The organism is Aeromonas oralensis (assembly GCF_049665575.1).
GTDB lineage: Bacteria > Pseudomonadota > Gammaproteobacteria > Enterobacterales > Aeromonadaceae > Aeromonas > Aeromonas hydrophila.
Map to the genome: position 1 here is coordinate 2,760,149 of NZ_CP187186.1, position 14,994 is coordinate 2,775,142.

The following is a 14,994-nucleotide window of genomic DNA, read 5'->3' on the forward strand; positions in this document are numbered from 1 at the left end:
GAGGATGTTATGCAGCGGCTGTTGATTGGTTTTTGTGCTCTTTTCTCTCTGGCGGCTCACGCCGCCCCGCTGACGCCCCCTCAGGGTGGCCAGTACGCCATCATAGTGCAGGGCAACAACGGCGTTGAGTTTGCCCGTCATGCGGATCAGATGATCGCCCCCGCCTCCACCATGAAGGTGCTCACCGCGCTGGCGGCCCGCCTTGAGCTGGGTGCCGACTTCCGCTTTGCCACCGACATTCAGGCTCAGCCAGGCGCCAAGCAGGGCAACGTCATCAATGGCGATATCTGGATCAACTTCGTCGGCGACCCCACTCTGTCACGAATGGATCTGCTGGCCCTGTTCAAGCAGCTTGGCGTGAACCGCATCAAGGGCAACGTCTACGTCAACACCGGCGCCTACAACGGCTATGAGCGCGGCAACGGCTGGTCGTGGGGGGATCAGACCCTCTGCTTCGCCGCGCCCGTCTCCTCGGTCATCATCGACAAGAACTGCGCCTACGGCACCATCACCGCCACCCAGATCGGCAAACCGGCGGTCGGCAACGTGGCCACCGGTGTCCCCATCGGCATCGGTGCCGACAACGTGGAAGTGATGAGCTACGCCGACATGGCGCGCCAGTTCTGCGCACTGGAAGTGGACATGGCTAAGGGCAACTTCTACGAGCTCAAGGGCTGCATTACCCCGAACAAGGATCCGCAGGGTCTGCGCTTCGCCATCCACGACGTGGAAGCCTGGGGCTGGGACAACATCCGCTGGGCGATGGACAGAGCCGGCATCAAGCATGACGGCCTGCTGCGGGTGACCCACAAGGCGCCGGACAACGCCGAGACGCTCGGCACCCACTACTCGGTCTCCCTGCCGGTAATGCTGGCCAAGATGCTGAAGAAATCGGACAACCTCTATGCCGATACCTTCCTCAAGACCGTGGGCCGCCACTACTACAACAAGCCGGGCAGCTATCGCAGCGGCACCATGGCAGTGCGCGCCATCCTGACCAAGAACGGCATCGATCTGGGCAACGCCACCCTGGCCGACGGCTCCGGCCTCTCCGCTCACAATCTCATCAGCGCCCGCCAGATGCTGTCGGTGCTGAACTTCATCCAGAAAAATGATGCCGAGCTTGGCCTCATCAAGCTGCTGCCAAGCTCGCAGGTGGATGGCACCCTGGCCTGGCGGCGCAGCGTCACCGCCCCCATGATGAAGAACAAGGTGCATGCCAAGACCGGCACCATCACCGGCACCTCCAACCTGGTGGGCTTTATCGACACCGCCGGCGGCCAGCGCAAGGCCTTCGTGATGTTCCAGCGCGGCCTGTCGCAAGATCCGGCAACCCATGAGCGCTACCGCGCCAGCAAGGCCGCCTGGCCCTGGACCGTGTTCGAGAAGGGAGTGCTGGAGAGCATCTATCAGCAGCAGCCGATCCAGATCGCCGATCAGGGTTGAGCTGCCGCATGGTGATTGACGATGACGGCCGGCGAAGCGCGCCTTATCGAAGATGGCGAACGGCCGTATCGACAATTTCCACTTTGACTAGTCACGAGGCGGGGCTATCCTGTCCCCAGCCTCATATGAATGGAGAGAGAACATGTTTGCAGTGATTTTTGGTCGTCCCGGTTGCCCCTATTGTGTCCGTGCCAAGCAGATCGCCGAGCAGCTGGTTGAACAGCGTGACGATTTCAAATTCCGCTACGTGGACATCCACGCCGAAGGCATCACCAAGGAAGATCTGGCCAAGAGCGCCGGCAAGCCGGTCAATACCGTGCCGCAGATCTTCCTGGACGAGCAGCACATCGGTGGCTGCACCGATTTCGAAGCTTATGCCAAAGAGAACCTGGGTCTCTACCAGTAAGCTCACGTTGTGAAAAAGGCGCCGTCAGGCGCCTTTTTTCATGGTCAATGGTCAGCCTTAGCCGGCAACCGGGGTGAAACGGCTCACCACTTCTCCCTGATGCTCGATCCACTCCATGAACATGGCCACCGGGCGGGCGTAGACGGCGCCATCCTGCTCGCTCTGGTAGATCACCAGCTGCTCCCCGGTTTCGGTGTGCAGGGCCAGGGTCAACACCTGATAATACCCACCCTTGAAATGGCGGTAGCGACCAACTGCGGGGGCTTGCATGGGAACTCCTTCGATATCGACGCCAAGCGGCGCCAGCATGGCGCGCAGACCACATGCTCTGCTTTTGGGGCCGGCGCCGACAAAAATTATGGCATTTTTCACGCAAGCCAATCGTGCCAGCGAGAATGAATATTTCAACACAGTCGGGTAGCTTTGTTAATCAGCCCCTCATCTTTCACTGGTGAAACTCGGTTACCACAAACGATCGTGCTGAATTTAACGTTTGAGCAACCCTGTTTTAGGGCTAAAAATCAGGGAATTCTACTAAAAAGAGGATTGTTCTAGCATTCAATTCTGTGAAGAATAGGGGAAAGGAAATTTGATACTAAAAAACGCCTTTTTCGCCAACGCGCCCCCAGGGGAAGGAATCACAGTCACCATGTTCACTATCGACAAGTCGCACAAGCTCGACGATGTCTGCTATGACATCCGCGGCCCGGTGCATAAAGAAGCTCGCCGTCTCGAAGACGAAGGCCACCGCATCATCAAGCTCAACATCGGCAACCCGGCCCCGTTCGGTTTCGATGCACCGGAAGAGATCATCAAGGATGTGATCCTCAACATGCCGCTCAGCCAGGGCTACTGCGACTCCAAGGGGCTGTTCTCGGCCCGCAAGGCGGTGATGCAGTACTACCAGCAGAAAGGGATGCGCAAGGTCGACATCGACGACATCTACATCGGCAACGGCGCCAGCGAGCTCATCGTGATGGCGATGCAGGCGCTGCTCAACAACGGCGACGAGATGCTGGTGCCCTCCCCCGACTACCCGCTCTGGACCGCCGCCGTCACCCTCTCCGGTGGCCATGCGGTGCACTACCGCTGCGACGAAGGGGCTGACTGGTATCCGGATCTCGACGACATCCGCGCCCGCATCACCCCGCGCACCCGCGGCCTGGTGCTGATCAACCCCAACAACCCGACCGGCGCCGTCTACGGCAGCGAATTTTTGCTTGAAGTGATCGAGATCGCCCGTCAGCACAACCTCATCATTTTCGCCGACGAAATTTACGACAAGATCCTCTACGATGACATCTCCCACACCAGCGTCTGCACCCTGTGCGACGATGTGATGGTGGTGACCTTCAACGGCCTCTCCAAGGCTTACCGTGCCTGTGGCTTCCGTCAGGGCTGGATGGTCATCACCGGTCCCAAGGGCCGTGCCAAGGGCTACATCGAGGGACTGGAGATGCTGGCCTCCATGCGGCTGTGTGCCAACGTGCCGATGCAGCACGCCATCCAGACCGCCCTGGGTGGCTACCAGAGCATCAACGAGCTGATCCTGCCGGGCGGCCGCCTGCGCCGCCAGCGCGACAAGGCGTGGGAGCTGCTCAACGACATCCCTGGGGTCTCCTGCGTCAAACCCAAGGGGGCGCTCTACATGTTCCCGCGCCTCGACCCCAAGGTGTATGACATCCGCGACGACCAGAAGATGGTGTTCGATCTGCTGCAGCAGGAAAAATTGCTGCTGGTACAAGGTACTGGATTCAACTGGCCAGCGCCGGATCACTTCCGGCTGGTGTTCCTGCCCCGGGAAGAGGAGCTGGAAGAGGCCATCGGCCGTCTCGCCCGCTTCCTCAAGGGCTACAAGCAGTAAGCAAGGCTCATGAAAAAGGCTCCCGCGGGAGCCTTTTTGTTGTCTGTCGTTTTCTATCCGTGCCATCAGCCGTGCAGCAGGGCACCGGCTACCAGCACCGCCATGGTGATGAGGGCCACCCCGATGATGAAGGGCAGCACCCAGCGCACGAAGCGATCATAGGGGATCTTGGCCAGCGCCAGCCCCGCCACCAGATGAGCGGCGGTGGGGGCGAACAGGTTGATCCAGCCGGAGGCGGACTGATAGGCGGTGATCACCAGATCCCGCGAGATGCCGGAGAAGTCCGCCAGCGGCCCCATCAGCGGCATGGAGACGGTCGCCAGCCCCGAGGTGGACGGGATGAAGAAGCTCAGGATGATGTGCACCAGATAGGCCATCAGGATGAAGACCGACGACGACAGCCCGCTCACCAGCCCCTCGGCCCAGTGCAAAATGGTGTCGATGATGACGCCATGTTCCATCACCACATAGATGCCGCGCGCCACCGCCACCACCAGCGCCACCCCGATGAGATCCCGAGCGCCGCTCAGGAAGGTCGCCACGTAGTTGGACTCCGGCATCCGGTTGATCAGCGCGATCAGGATGGAAGCGCTGAAAAACAGGGTGGAGAGCTCGTCGAACCACCAGCCCAGGGTAGGCAGCAGATCGATGCCCAGATCCGACCAGGGCACCACCGCATAGATCATCAGCAGGAAGGTGCCGAAGAACACCAGCATGGTGAGCTTCTGCTTGCCGCTGAAAGCGAGATTGCCGCTCTTCATCTGGGAGAACTCGTCGTCATAGGCGATGTCGGCCAGCACGGAGCGGGACTTGTCCTGCTGCACCTGCTTGGCGTAGCGCATCACGAACCAGGAGGCGAAGATCACCAGCAGCAGCCACTGCACAACCCTAAGGCCAATCCCCTCACCGATGGGAATGCCGGCAAAACCGGAGGCGATGCCGGTGGCAAACGGGTTGACGGTGGAGGCGAGCACCCCGACCCCGGAGCCAAGCAGGATAATCCCGGCCGCCACCATGCGATCAAAGCCCGCCGCCATCATCACCGGCACGATCAGTGCCCAGAAGGCCACCGTCTCCTCCGCCATGCCGAAGGTGGAGCCGCCGAGGGCAAAGAGAGCGATCAGCACCGGGATCAACAGCCGCTCACGCCCGGCAAAGCCGCGCACGATGGCCCCCACCCCGGCATCCAGCGCCCCGCTCTGCATGGTCACCGCCAGGAAACCACCGATGATGAGCACGAACAGCGCCACGTCGGCTGCCTTGTGAAAGCCCTGGATGGGCGCCTTGAGCACATCGAATACCCCCTGCGGTTGGGAGGGGAGCTCGGTGTAGCTGCCGGGCACCGGCAACAGTCGCTCATCGCCGCTGTAGTCGGCCACGGCGGCTGCCGCCACCGGCTGCTGGGTCTTGGCAGTCACATAGTTGTATTTGCCCGCCGGCAGCACCCAGGTCAGGGCCGCCATCAGGGCGATGATGATGAAAAGCAGGGTATAGACAGTGGGGAGTTGGCGCTTTTTGGGCGCTTCATGTGGAGTGGTCATAGCTTCCGTACCTCGGCAATGCCGTCATGTGATCCGATCACCGCCAGACTAGCGGGTTTGATATGGGAAAAAGGTGATCGCGGATAATAAAATTCCGTAACTTAGCGGGATTTTTGCCAAAAAAACAGGGCCCCGCGGGGCCCTGTTTTCACTTGGGTCAGACTCAGAGCTCGACCACATCAAATTGCACGTCCGGATTCACATCCGCATCGTAATCCACCTCGTCCAGCCCGAAACCGAACAGACGCAGGAACTCCTGTTTGTAACCGGTGTAGTCGGTCAGGTCGGAGAGGTTCTCGCTGGTGATGGAGGGCCACAGGTCGCGGCAGGTCTGCTGCACGTCTTCGCGCAGTTCCCAGTCATCCATACGGATGCGGGCCTGATCGTCCAGCGCCATGTCGGCAGCGTAGAGGCGAGTGCGCATCATGCGGTCAACCTGCTCCATGCAGCCTTCGTGAATGCCCTTCTCCTTCATGATCTTGAAGGCCATGGAGATGTAGAGCGGCATCACCGGAATGGCGGAAGAGGCCTGAGTTACCACGGATTTCAGCACGGCCACGTGGGCGGTACCGCCCTTGGCAGCCAGATCGCCACGGATGGCGGCAGCGGCGCGGTCCAGATCTTCCTTGGCGCGGCCCAGAGTACCGTGCCAGTAGATTGGCCAGGTCAGGTCGGTGCCGATGTAGGAGTAGGCAACGGACTTGGCGCCGTCGGCCAGCACGCCTGCATCGCGCAGGGCCGCCATCCACAGCTCCCAATCCTGACCACCCATGACGGTGATGGTGTTCTGGATCTCTTCCTCATTCGCCGGCTCGACGGTGGCGGTGATGATCTGATCCTTGTTGGTGTCGATGGCAGTGGTGGTGTAGACCTCGCCGATGGGCTTGAGGGCAGAGCGCACCACTTCACCGGTATCCGGCAGCTTGCGCACCGGCGAGGCCAGGGAGTAGACCACCAGATCAATCTGACCCAGATCCTGCTTGATGAGCTCGATCACCTTGGCGCGGCATTCGTTGGAGAAGGCATCGCCATTGATGCTCCTGGCGTAGAGGCCAGCCTCTTTGGCGGCCTTGTCGAAGGCGGCGGAGTTGTACCAGCCGGCGGTGGCAGTCTTGGTCTCGCTACCGGCTTTTTCGAAGAAGACACCGAGGGTGGCAGCGCCGGAGCCAAAGGCGGCGGCAATGCGGGAAGCCAGGCCATAACCGGTGGAAGCGCCGATCACCAGCACCTTCTTGGGACCATTTTCGATGGTTCCCTTGGCCTTTGTATAAGCGATCTGGCGACGAACATTGGCTTCACAACCGACCGGATGAGTGGTGGTGCAGATAAAGCCGCGAACCTTGGGTTTGATGATCATTTTGGGTCTCGGATCCGTTTAATGGATGAAATCGGGGCATAAGATACCTCATCTTGCCGCGATAAGGTGCTCTGATGTGTTGAATCGCAGGGAAAATGAGCAAAGCGTGGGACAAATGCCGCCGCAGGAGCCTGCCGTCAGACTGCGGAGCAGGACCGGCCTCCCCACCCCTCTGCACGGCTTGCCAACATGGCAAGATTGATAATGACAAAACAGACAATTACCCCTGATGGCTGAGGTGACAGCCAAACAACCTGTACTAATATTCAGCCGGTCGGGTATTGTCATGGAAGGCCTCACCAGGGTCTTAACAAGGAGCTCAGCCATGTTTTGGAATCGCACGGGTAGAAGTGAAAAGAGTGAACAAGCGGCACAGATCGCAGAACTTGGCGCCTTTGAGCAGGCCATCCAGTCACGGGTTCCCTATATCGAGTTCACCCCGGAGGGGGTGGTCACCTTCGTCAACGATCGCTTTCTCGCCATCATGGGTTACGCCCGGGAGGAGGTAATTGGCAAGCACCACAGCGCCCTCTGCTTTCCCGAGGACGTGAAAACCCGTGAATATGAGCAGCTGTGGCAGGATCTGCGCAGAGGGGAATCCCGCAACAGCCGTTTCATCCGGCAGGCCAAATCGGGCAAGGCGGTCTGGCTCGAGGCCAGCTACTTTCCGATCCTCCTCGATGGCAAGGTGATCAAGGTAGCCAAGGTGGCCTCCAACGTCACCGAGCAGCAATCCACCCTGGAACGCAGCCAGGCTCTGCTGGCGGCACTGGACAAATCCCTGGCCGTCATCGACTTCCAGCCCGATGGCACCGTCATCACCGCCAACCAGAATTTTCTGCACTGCTTCGGCTACCGGCTGGACGAGGTGGTGGGCCAATCCCACCGCATGTTCTGTGACGAGGAGTTCTATCAGCAGAATCCCAACTTCTGGCGGGATCTGGGGACGGGCTCCATCCAGTCCGGGCTCTTCATGCGCCGTGGCCGCCACGGCGAGAAGATCTGGCTGGAGGCCACCTACAACCCCATCTTCAACCACGAAGGCAAGGTGATCAAAATCATCAAGCTGGCGAGTGACATCAGCGAACGGGTGGAGAAGTCCATCTCGGTGCGCGAAGCGGCCCAGAAGGCCTGCGCCATCGCCGGAGAGACGGTGCTGAGCGCCGCCAGGGGCCGGGAGGTGATCGACAAGGTGCTGGAAACCTCGGCCCACATCAACAGCTCGGTCAGTGAAGTCAGCCGGCAGATAGAGAACCTCAACCAGCAATCCAGAAGCATCGAGTCCATCATCTCGACCATCAGCAGCATCGCGGATCAGACCAACCTGCTGGCGCTCAACGCCGCCATCGAGGCGGCCCGCGCCGGCGAGCAGGGCCGCGGGTTTGCGGTAGTGGCCGATGAAGTGCGCCAGCTGGCGGCGAGAACCTCCACCTCCACCGGCGAGATAGTCTCCGTCATCCGGCTCAACTCCGACATCACCTCCAGGATCACCCAGACCGTCTCGGTGGTATCGGACAAGGCGATGGCGGGCCAGGCCCAGGCCGACATCATTGCCGGTGTCATTCAGGAGATCATCGAGGACGCCAACTCGGTGTCGGACACCGTCAAGGGCCTCTCCATCTAGGGGCCTCGCCATCACAACACACGGGGCCAGGCCCCGTGTTTTTTATCTTCCGATCAAAGCGTCAATCCTGCCCAGACAGACAGTACCCGGCCTCATCATCCGCCTGCAGCAGGGCGCTCTCCCCCAGCTCGGCGATACAGAGCCCCTCCTCGCCCACCGCTTCCTCTTCCAGCGCCTCCAGTGCCCGCGCATCGGCCAGGGTGAAGGGATGGTGGCCAAGCAGCAGTCGCGCCTGCACCAGTAACCTCATATCACTCATGATCCCGCTCATCACGGCTACCAGCCCTGACTGTCGTCAATTTGCGGCCATCACGGGCCTGTGGTGGCCGCCGGCATCCGGGCGCGCCTGGCCGGCAGTTGTCCCACCGCGATCCCCAGCAGCACAGCGCCGCAGGCCACCCATTGCAAGGCGTTGAGGGTCTCCCCCAGCAGCAGATAGGCCAGCAGCAGGGTGAACACCGGGATGAGATTGACGTAGGCCGCCGCCAGCGTCACCTTCACCTGGGTCACCGACCAGTTGTAGAGCAGGTAAGCCCCCAGGGTCACGCAGGCGCCGAGAAAGACGATAACCGCCATGTCCTGCCAGACCCAGGCCGTCGGCCAGGGTTCGCCAAAGGCAAAGGGGGCGAAGAAGAGGGTGCCGACGAAGGCCTGCAACGCAGTCAGGGTCAGCACGCTGTAGCGGCTGCAGAGCTTCTTGAACACCACCGAGTAGGTCGCGGCGCAGAACATGGCCGCCATCTCCAAGCTGTTGCCAAGCAGGGCATTGGGGGCAAATTCATCCGTCCCGCTGCCAAAGCCGAGCAGCGCGATACCGAAGATGGCGATGGCAAAGCCGAGCAACTGGCGCCGGCTCACCCGCTCGCGGATCAGCACGAAGGCCACCAGCGCCACGATGAGCGGCAACAGGGCACAGACCATGCCGGCCTGACCGGCACTGGTGTAGCGCAGGGCGTTGACCTCCAGCAGGAAATAGAGACAGGGCTCCAGAGCCCCCATCAACGCCAGCCAGCGCCAGTCCCCTTTCTGGTAGCGGAAATTGCCGAGATAGCGGTAGCAGCACAGCCAGCAAAGCGCCGCCACGCTCATGCGCATGAACAGCACCTGGCCGAAGCCCCAGACCCCCAGCACGTGCTTGAGCGCGATGAAGGAGCTGGACCAGAGCAGCATCGCCAGGGTCAGGGTAAAAATGGGTAAAGGGCGCACCTTTCCTCCATGAAATTGGCTATTTGAATAATAACCATGCGGCCTTGCGGTTGTTAAAAGGCACCTAAAATCAGATAATACCGCCGCCTTCACACCGGATAACCAACCTGCAATGACTGAGTACCTGCTTTTATTGGTCGGCACTGTGCTGATTAACAACTTCGTGCTGGTGAAATTCCTCGGCCTCTGCCCCTTCATGGGCGTCTCCGGCAAACTGGAAACCGCCATCGGCATGGGGCTGGCGACCACCTTCGTGATGACCCTGGCCAGCGCAAGTTCCTATCTGATGGAACACTATATCCTGATCCCGCTGAACATCGCCTACCTGCGCACGCTCGCCTTCATTCTTGTGATCGCTGTCGTGGTTCAATTTACCGAGATGGTTATCCGCAAAAGCAGCCCTACTCTCTATCGTCTGCTGGGCATCTTCCTGCCGCTCATCACCACCAACTGCGCCGTACTGGGTGTAGCCCTGCTCAGCATCAACGAGCACCACAATTTCATCCAGAGCATCATTTACGGCTTTGGCGCCGCCACCGGTTTCTCGCTGGTGCTGATCCTGTTTGCCGCCATGCGCGAACGTCTGGTGGCCGCTGACGTCCCGACCCCGTTTCGCGGCGTCTCCATCGCCATGATCACCGCCGGCCTGATGTCGCTGGCCTTTATGGGCTTTACCGGCCTCATCAAGATATAGCGCTATGACTCACATACTCTTTGCCGTTCTGGTGTTGGCTCTGCTGGCTCTGGCCTTCGGCATCATCCTGGGCTTTGCCGCCGTCAAATTTCATGTGGAAGCCGATCCCATCGTCGATCAGCTCGACGCCCTGCTGCCGCAAACCCAGTGCGGCCAGTGCGGCTACCCGGGCTGCAAGCCCTACGCCGAGGCACTGGCCAATGGCGACCAGATCAACAAGTGCGTGCCAGGTGGCGATGCCACCATGCGCAAGATTGCCGACCTGATGGGGGTCGAACCCCAGCCGCTGGGCGGCGCCGAGGCCGCCGCCCCCATCAAGAAAGTCGCCTTCATTCATGAAGATCAATGCATCGGCTGCACCAAGTGCATCCAGGCCTGCCCGGTCGACGCCATCGTCGGCGCCACCAAGGCGATGCACACCGTCATTGCCGACGAGTGCACCGGCTGCGATCTCTGTGTCGATCCCTGCCCGACCGACTGTATCGAAATGATCCCGGTGCCGACCACGGTCGACAACTGGAAGTGGGATCTGGCCAACGTCGCCATTCCGGTCAAGATAGTGGAATAAGTAACCATGCAGTCCTTACTCGAACGCATCAAAGCCGGCACTCTGTGGGATTTTCACGGCGGTATTCACCCTCCCGAAAACAAAGACCAATCCAGTCTCACCCCGGTGGTGGACGCCGGTCTGCCACCCCAGCTCATCATCCCGGTGCGCCAGCACGCGGGCCCGGCCGGCGACCTGCTGGTACGGGTCGGCGACAAGGTCAAGAAAGGCCAGCCGCTCACTCGCCATGACAAGGGGCGTTTCGTGCCGGTGCACGCCTCCACCTCCGGCACCATCACCGCCATCGGTCACCACACGGTGGCTCACCCCTCGGGTCTCGACGATCTCTGCATCACCCTCACCCCGGATGGCGAAGATGCCTGGGGTGAACGTCAGGGCCGCAGCGACTACTGGAATCTGGAGCGGGGCGAGCTGCTCGAGCGCATCCAGCAGGCCGGCATCGCGGGCCTCGGTGGTGCAGTGTTCCCGACCCACAGCAAGCTTGATGGCCGCGGTCAGCTGACCGAGATCCTGATCGTCAACGGGCTGGAGTGCGAGCCCTACATCACCACCGATGACCGGCTGATGCAGGAGTATGCCGACGAGATCATGGACGGCATCCGGGTGCTCAAGCACCTGCTCAAGCCCAAACTGACCCTGATCGGGGTGGAAGACAACAAGCCGGCCGCCATCGGTGAGCTGACCCGTCATGCCACGGACGAAGACGTACTGGTCAAGACGGTGCCCACCAAGTACCCCTCGGGCGGAGCCAAGCAGACCATCGAGCTGCTCACCGGCCGCCAGGTTCCCAAGGGGGGCCGCGCCGTGGACATGGGCATCATGGTGCTCAACGTGGCCACCGTGTTTGCCATCAAGCGCGCCATCATCGACGGCGAGCCGCTCATCTCCCGCATCGTCACCCTCACCGGCGACGCCTTCAAGAAACCGGGCAACGCCTGGGTGCTGCTGGGCACCCCGGTGCGCTGGTTGCTGCAGCGTTTCGAGCTGCAGCCCGAGGCGGATCAGCGGGTGATCATGGGCGGCCCCATGATGGGCTTCACCCTGCCCCATGCCATGGTGCCGGTAGTCAAGGCCACCAACTGCCTGCTCTCCCCCACCCGGGCCGAGCTGCCGCCGCCCGGTCCGGAGCAGGCCTGCATTCGCTGCAGCGCCTGTGCCGATGCCTGTCCGGCCAACCTGCTGCCCCAAGAACTCTACTGGTACAGCCGGGCCAAGGAGTACGACAAGGCCGAGGGGCTCAACTTGTTCGACTGCATCGAGTGCGGCGCCTGTGCCTGGGTCTGCCCAAGCGAGATCCCGCTGGTGCAGTACTACAAGATTGCCAAGGATGACATCCGCGAGGCGCGTGCCGAAGCCGAGAAGGCCGAGCGCGCCAAGCAGCGCTTCGAGGCCAAGCAGGCCCGCTTCGAACGGGAAAAAGCCGCCCGCGAAGCCCGCCATGCCGAGGCTGCCGCCCAGCGTCGCCAGGCCATGACGGCGGCCGGCGGAGAAGATCCGGTGGCCGCCGCACTGGCCCGCATCAAGGCCAAGCAGGACGCAGCACCCGTTGGTGCCAGCGAACTCGCACCGGACAACAGCGCCATGATTGCAGCCCGCGAGGCGCGCAAGCAAGAGGCCATCGCCCGCCGCGCCGCCAAGGCGGCCGCCAGCGAGCCCGACTCGGCCCAGGCTGATGTAGCGGCAACGGACGGGCAGGATGCCAAGAAAGCCGCCATTGCGGCGGCACTGGCACGTGCCAAGGCCAAAAAAGCAGCTCAGGAGCCCGGCGAAGCAGCGGCTGTGGATAGCCCTGCTGCAGCGCCGCAGCCTAACTCAGCTGCCGATACGGATCCCAAAAAGGCCGCCATTGCTGCCGCCATCGCCCGTGCCAAAGCCAAAAAAGCCGCCAGCACGCAAGGTGATGAAACGGCTGCGGATATTCCTGCAGCAGCGCCCCAGTCTGACCCCGCTGCCGATACGGATCCCAAGAAGGCCGCCATTGCGGCTGCCATTGCCCGCGCCAAGGCCAAGAAGGCCGCTCAGGCGCAAGGGGACGCAGCCGTGGCCGAAAGTGAAGAGGCTGCCGTGGCAGCCCCTGCAGCAGCGCCGCAGCCTGACTCAGTCGCCGATGCTGATCCCAAGAAGGCGGCTATCGCTGCTGCCATCGCCCGCGCCAAGGCAAAGAAGGCTGCTCAGGTGCAAGGGAACATAGCCGAGACCGAAGGTGAAGGGGCCGTCGTGGCAGTCCCTGCCGCAGCGCCGCAGCCTGACTCAGCCGCCGAGGTCGACCCCAAGAAGGCGGCCATTGCTGCCGCCATCGCCCGTGCCAAGGCCAAGAAGGCCGCTCAGGCACAAGGTGAGGAGGCCGTTGCCAAGCCCGCAGAGGTGCAAGACGAGGAGGCAACTGCCAAACCCGAGGTGACCACCGTAGCTGCACCGGCTGCCGATGCACCGCAACCAGCCGCCGATGCGGATCCCAAGAAAGCGGCCATTGCCGCCGCCGTGGCCCGTGCCAAGGCCCGCAAACTGGCGGCCGAAGCAGCAGCCCAGGCCTCTCCTTCTCCATCGACCGACAAGAGCCACTGATCCATGTTCAATATCGCGAGTGCGCCGTTTGCCCACAACCGCAAACAGACCCAAACCCTGATGTTGCTGGTGATCCTGGCCTGCCTGCCCGGTTTTCTGGCGCAGAGCTGGTTCTTTGGTTGGGGCACCCTGATCCAGATCCTGCTGGCGCTGGTCACAGCGCTGGGTTCGGAGGCGCTGGTGCTGCGCTTGCGCGGACGCCCTGTCAAACCGGCCCTGCTGGATGGCAGCGCGGCCCTGACCGCCGTGCTGATCGGTCTCTCCCTGCCGCCGCTACTGCCCTGGTGGATGCTGGTACTGGGCACGGCGTTTGCCATCATCATCGCCAAGCACCTCTATGGCGGGCTGGGTCAAAACCTGTTCAACCCCGCCATGGTGGCCTATGTGCTGCTGTTGGTCTCCTTCCCGGTGCAGATGACCAGCTGGCTGCCGCCCTCCAGCATCGCCGCCTATGACATCGGCTTTGGCGATGCGGCCTCGGTGATCTTCACCGGCTTCAGCCTCGACGGTTACAGCATGGCGCAGCTCAAGCAGGGGGTGGATGGGCTGACCATGGCCACGCCGCTCGACACCCTGAAAACCGGACTGACTCAGGGCCTCACCACCGGCGAGGTGATGACCCACACCGTCTTCGAAGGCTGGGGCGGCATCGGTTGGAGCTGGGTCAACCTCGGTTACCTGCTGGGCGGCCTGTTCCTGCTGCAGCAGAAGGTGATCAACTGGCGCATTCCGACTGCCGTGCTGGGCTCATTGCTGCTGGCCGCCACCCTGGGCTATCTGGCAACCCCGGATGCCACTGCCACGCCCATGCTGCACCTGTTCAGCGGTGCCACCATGCTCGGGGCTTTCTTCATTGCCACCGATCCGGTGAGTGCCAGTACCACCCCACGCGGCCGCCTGGTCTATGGTGTGCTCATCGGCGTGCTGGTCTATGTCATCCGTCGTTTTGGCGGCTATCCGGATGCCTTCGCCTTTGCCGTGCTGCTGGCCAACCTGTGCGTTCCCCTGATCGACAGCCTGACCCGCCCGAAAGTTTACGGAGCCCGTCGCAAATGACCCTCGCGCACACCTCACCCTCAGGAATGATGCAATGTTAAAGAGCATGCGCAAAAACGGCGTCACTCTCGCCCTGTTTGCCCTCGCCTGCACCGCCGTGGTGGTGCTGACCAACGAGCTGACCCAGGGGCGGATCGCCCACCAGCAGCAGCTGGAGAAGCTGCGCACCCTCTCCGCCCTGCTGCCGGAGGGGAGCTATGACAACGATCTGGTCGCCAGCTGCAAGCTGGTACAGAGCAGACGCTATCTGGGCAGCGACCAAGCCATGCCGCTCTACACCGCGACCAAGCAGGGCGAAATCACCGGCTACGCGCTGGAAACCGTGGCTCCCGATGGCTACAGTGGGGCCATTCGCCTCATCGTGGGCACCGATGCCAAGGGCGCCGTGAGCGCTGTGCGGGTGTTGGCCCACAAGGAAACCCCCGGCCTTGGCGACAAGATCGAGCTGAAAAAATCGGACTGGATCAACAGCTTCGTCGGCAAGTTTCTCAGCCACGACAACGAAGCCAGCTGGGCCGTGAAGAAAGACGGCGGCGAGTTCGACGCCTTCACCGGCGCCACCATCACCCCCCGGGCGGTGGTCAAGGCGGTGAAGAACCTGTTGCTGCTGCAACAGGAGCACCCAGAGTTGCTGCGCGACGCCCCCGCCTGTGACGCCACCCCCTAA

Annotated in this window: 14 protein-coding genes and 1 pseudogene; 10 read left to right on the plus strand and 5 right to left on the minus strand. The window is 61.9% G+C overall.

The annotated features are described in order from the left end of the window. Positions 1–9 precede the first annotated feature (9 nt). Both dacB and ACPDZI_RS12830 read left to right on the plus strand, forming a co-directional pair. Positions 10–1,446: a D-alanyl-D-alanine carboxypeptidase/D-alanyl-D-alanine endopeptidase gene (gene dacB, locus ACPDZI_RS12825; protein ID WP_438833247.1), complete on the plus strand. Its 1,437-nt coding sequence runs from the start codon at positions 10–12 to the stop codon at positions 1,444–1,446. Between the two features lie 142 nt (positions 1,447–1,588). Continuing rightward, positions 1,589–1,852, plus strand: coding sequence for a GrxA family glutaredoxin (locus tag ACPDZI_RS12830; protein ID WP_010633640.1), 264 nt, complete (start codon positions 1,589–1,591; stop codon positions 1,850–1,852). 57 nt (positions 1,853–1,909) lie between these two features. Here the strand turns inward: ACPDZI_RS12830 and ACPDZI_RS12835 are convergent, their stop codons facing one another. Next, positions 1,910–2,122, minus strand: a complete 213-nt coding sequence (locus ACPDZI_RS12835) for a DUF1653 domain-containing protein (RefSeq protein WP_029302765.1) — start codon at positions 2,120–2,122, stop codon at positions 1,910–1,912. Positions 2,123–2,501: 379 nt separating this feature from the next. Between ACPDZI_RS12835 and ACPDZI_RS12840 the strand changes: the two genes are divergently transcribed. Then, on the plus strand, positions 2,502–3,716 hold the full coding sequence (locus ACPDZI_RS12840) for a pyridoxal phosphate-dependent aminotransferase (protein ID WP_011706443.1): 1,215 nt from the start codon (positions 2,502–2,504) through the stop codon (positions 3,714–3,716). A 65-nt stretch (positions 3,717–3,781) separates the two neighbouring features. Here the strand turns inward: ACPDZI_RS12840 and ACPDZI_RS12845 are convergent, their stop codons facing one another. Both ACPDZI_RS12845 and fabV read right to left on the minus strand, forming a co-directional pair. Continuing rightward, on the minus strand, positions 3,782–5,257 hold the full coding sequence (locus ACPDZI_RS12845) for a YfcC family protein (protein ID WP_101149472.1): 1,476 nt from the start codon (positions 5,255–5,257) through the stop codon (positions 3,782–3,784). Positions 5,258–5,420: 163 nt separating this feature from the next. After that, positions 5,421–6,614, minus strand: a complete 1,194-nt coding sequence (fabV, locus tag ACPDZI_RS12850; protein WP_438833248.1) for an enoyl-ACP reductase FabV — start codon at positions 6,612–6,614, stop codon at positions 5,421–5,423. A gap of 325 nt (positions 6,615–6,939) precedes the next feature. Here fabV and ACPDZI_RS12855 point away from each other — a divergent pair. Then, positions 6,940–7,698 (plus strand): annotated as a pseudogene (locus ACPDZI_RS12855) (PAS domain-containing protein); the annotation flags it as partial. A 108-nt stretch (positions 7,699–7,806) separates the two neighbouring features. Then, positions 7,807–8,238 (plus strand): methyl-accepting chemotaxis protein, encoded by a 432-nt coding sequence (locus tag ACPDZI_RS12860; RefSeq protein ID WP_258955074.1) that lies wholly within the window; start codon positions 7,807–7,809, stop codon positions 8,236–8,238. Between the two features lie 61 nt (positions 8,239–8,299). On the opposite strand, the gene ACPDZI_RS12865 is transcribed toward ACPDZI_RS12860, so the two are convergent. Together ACPDZI_RS12865 and ACPDZI_RS12870 are read right to left on the minus strand one after the other, a co-directional pair. Continuing rightward, positions 8,300–8,497: a hypothetical protein gene (locus ACPDZI_RS12865; RefSeq protein WP_438833249.1), complete on the minus strand. Its 198-nt coding sequence runs from the start codon at positions 8,495–8,497 to the stop codon at positions 8,300–8,302. Between the two features lie 50 nt (positions 8,498–8,547). Beyond that, complete coding sequence (locus ACPDZI_RS12870; RefSeq protein WP_202010545.1) at positions 8,548–9,444, minus strand: DMT family transporter; 897 nt, start codon at positions 9,442–9,444, stop codon at positions 8,548–8,550. Positions 9,445–9,556: 112 nt separating this feature from the next. On the opposite strand from ACPDZI_RS12870, the gene rsxA reads away from it, so the two are divergent. The 5 genes from rsxA to rsxG are packed head-to-tail and all read left to right on the plus strand — an operon-like array spanning position 9,557 to position 14,994. Continuing rightward, a complete protein-coding gene (gene rsxA, locus ACPDZI_RS12875) occupies positions 9,557–10,138 on the plus strand; it encodes an electron transport complex subunit RsxA (protein ID WP_076361000.1) in 582 nt (193 codons plus the stop codon). Between the two features lie 4 nt (positions 10,139–10,142). Further along, the gene (rsxB, locus tag ACPDZI_RS12880; RefSeq protein ID WP_011706450.1) at positions 10,143–10,706 is read left to right on the plus strand and encodes an electron transport complex subunit RsxB; all 564 of its coding nucleotides are present in this window, start codon (positions 10,143–10,145) and stop codon (positions 10,704–10,706) included. A 6-nt stretch (positions 10,707–10,712) separates the two neighbouring features. Beyond that, a complete protein-coding gene (rsxC, locus tag ACPDZI_RS12885) occupies positions 10,713–13,271 on the plus strand; it encodes an electron transport complex subunit RsxC (protein WP_438833250.1) in 2,559 nt (852 codons plus the stop codon). A gap of 3 nt (positions 13,272–13,274) precedes the next feature. Beyond that, positions 13,275–14,327 carry an electron transport complex subunit RsxD gene (gene rsxD, locus ACPDZI_RS12890; RefSeq protein WP_168967207.1) on the plus strand — a complete coding sequence of 351 codons (1,053 nt, stop codon included), beginning with the start codon at positions 13,275–13,277 and terminating at the stop codon, positions 14,325–14,327. Positions 14,328–14,361: 34 nt separating this feature from the next. Continuing rightward, entirely contained in the window at positions 14,362–14,994 is a 633-nt protein-coding gene (rsxG, locus tag ACPDZI_RS12895) for an electron transport complex subunit RsxG (RefSeq protein WP_011706453.1), read from the plus strand.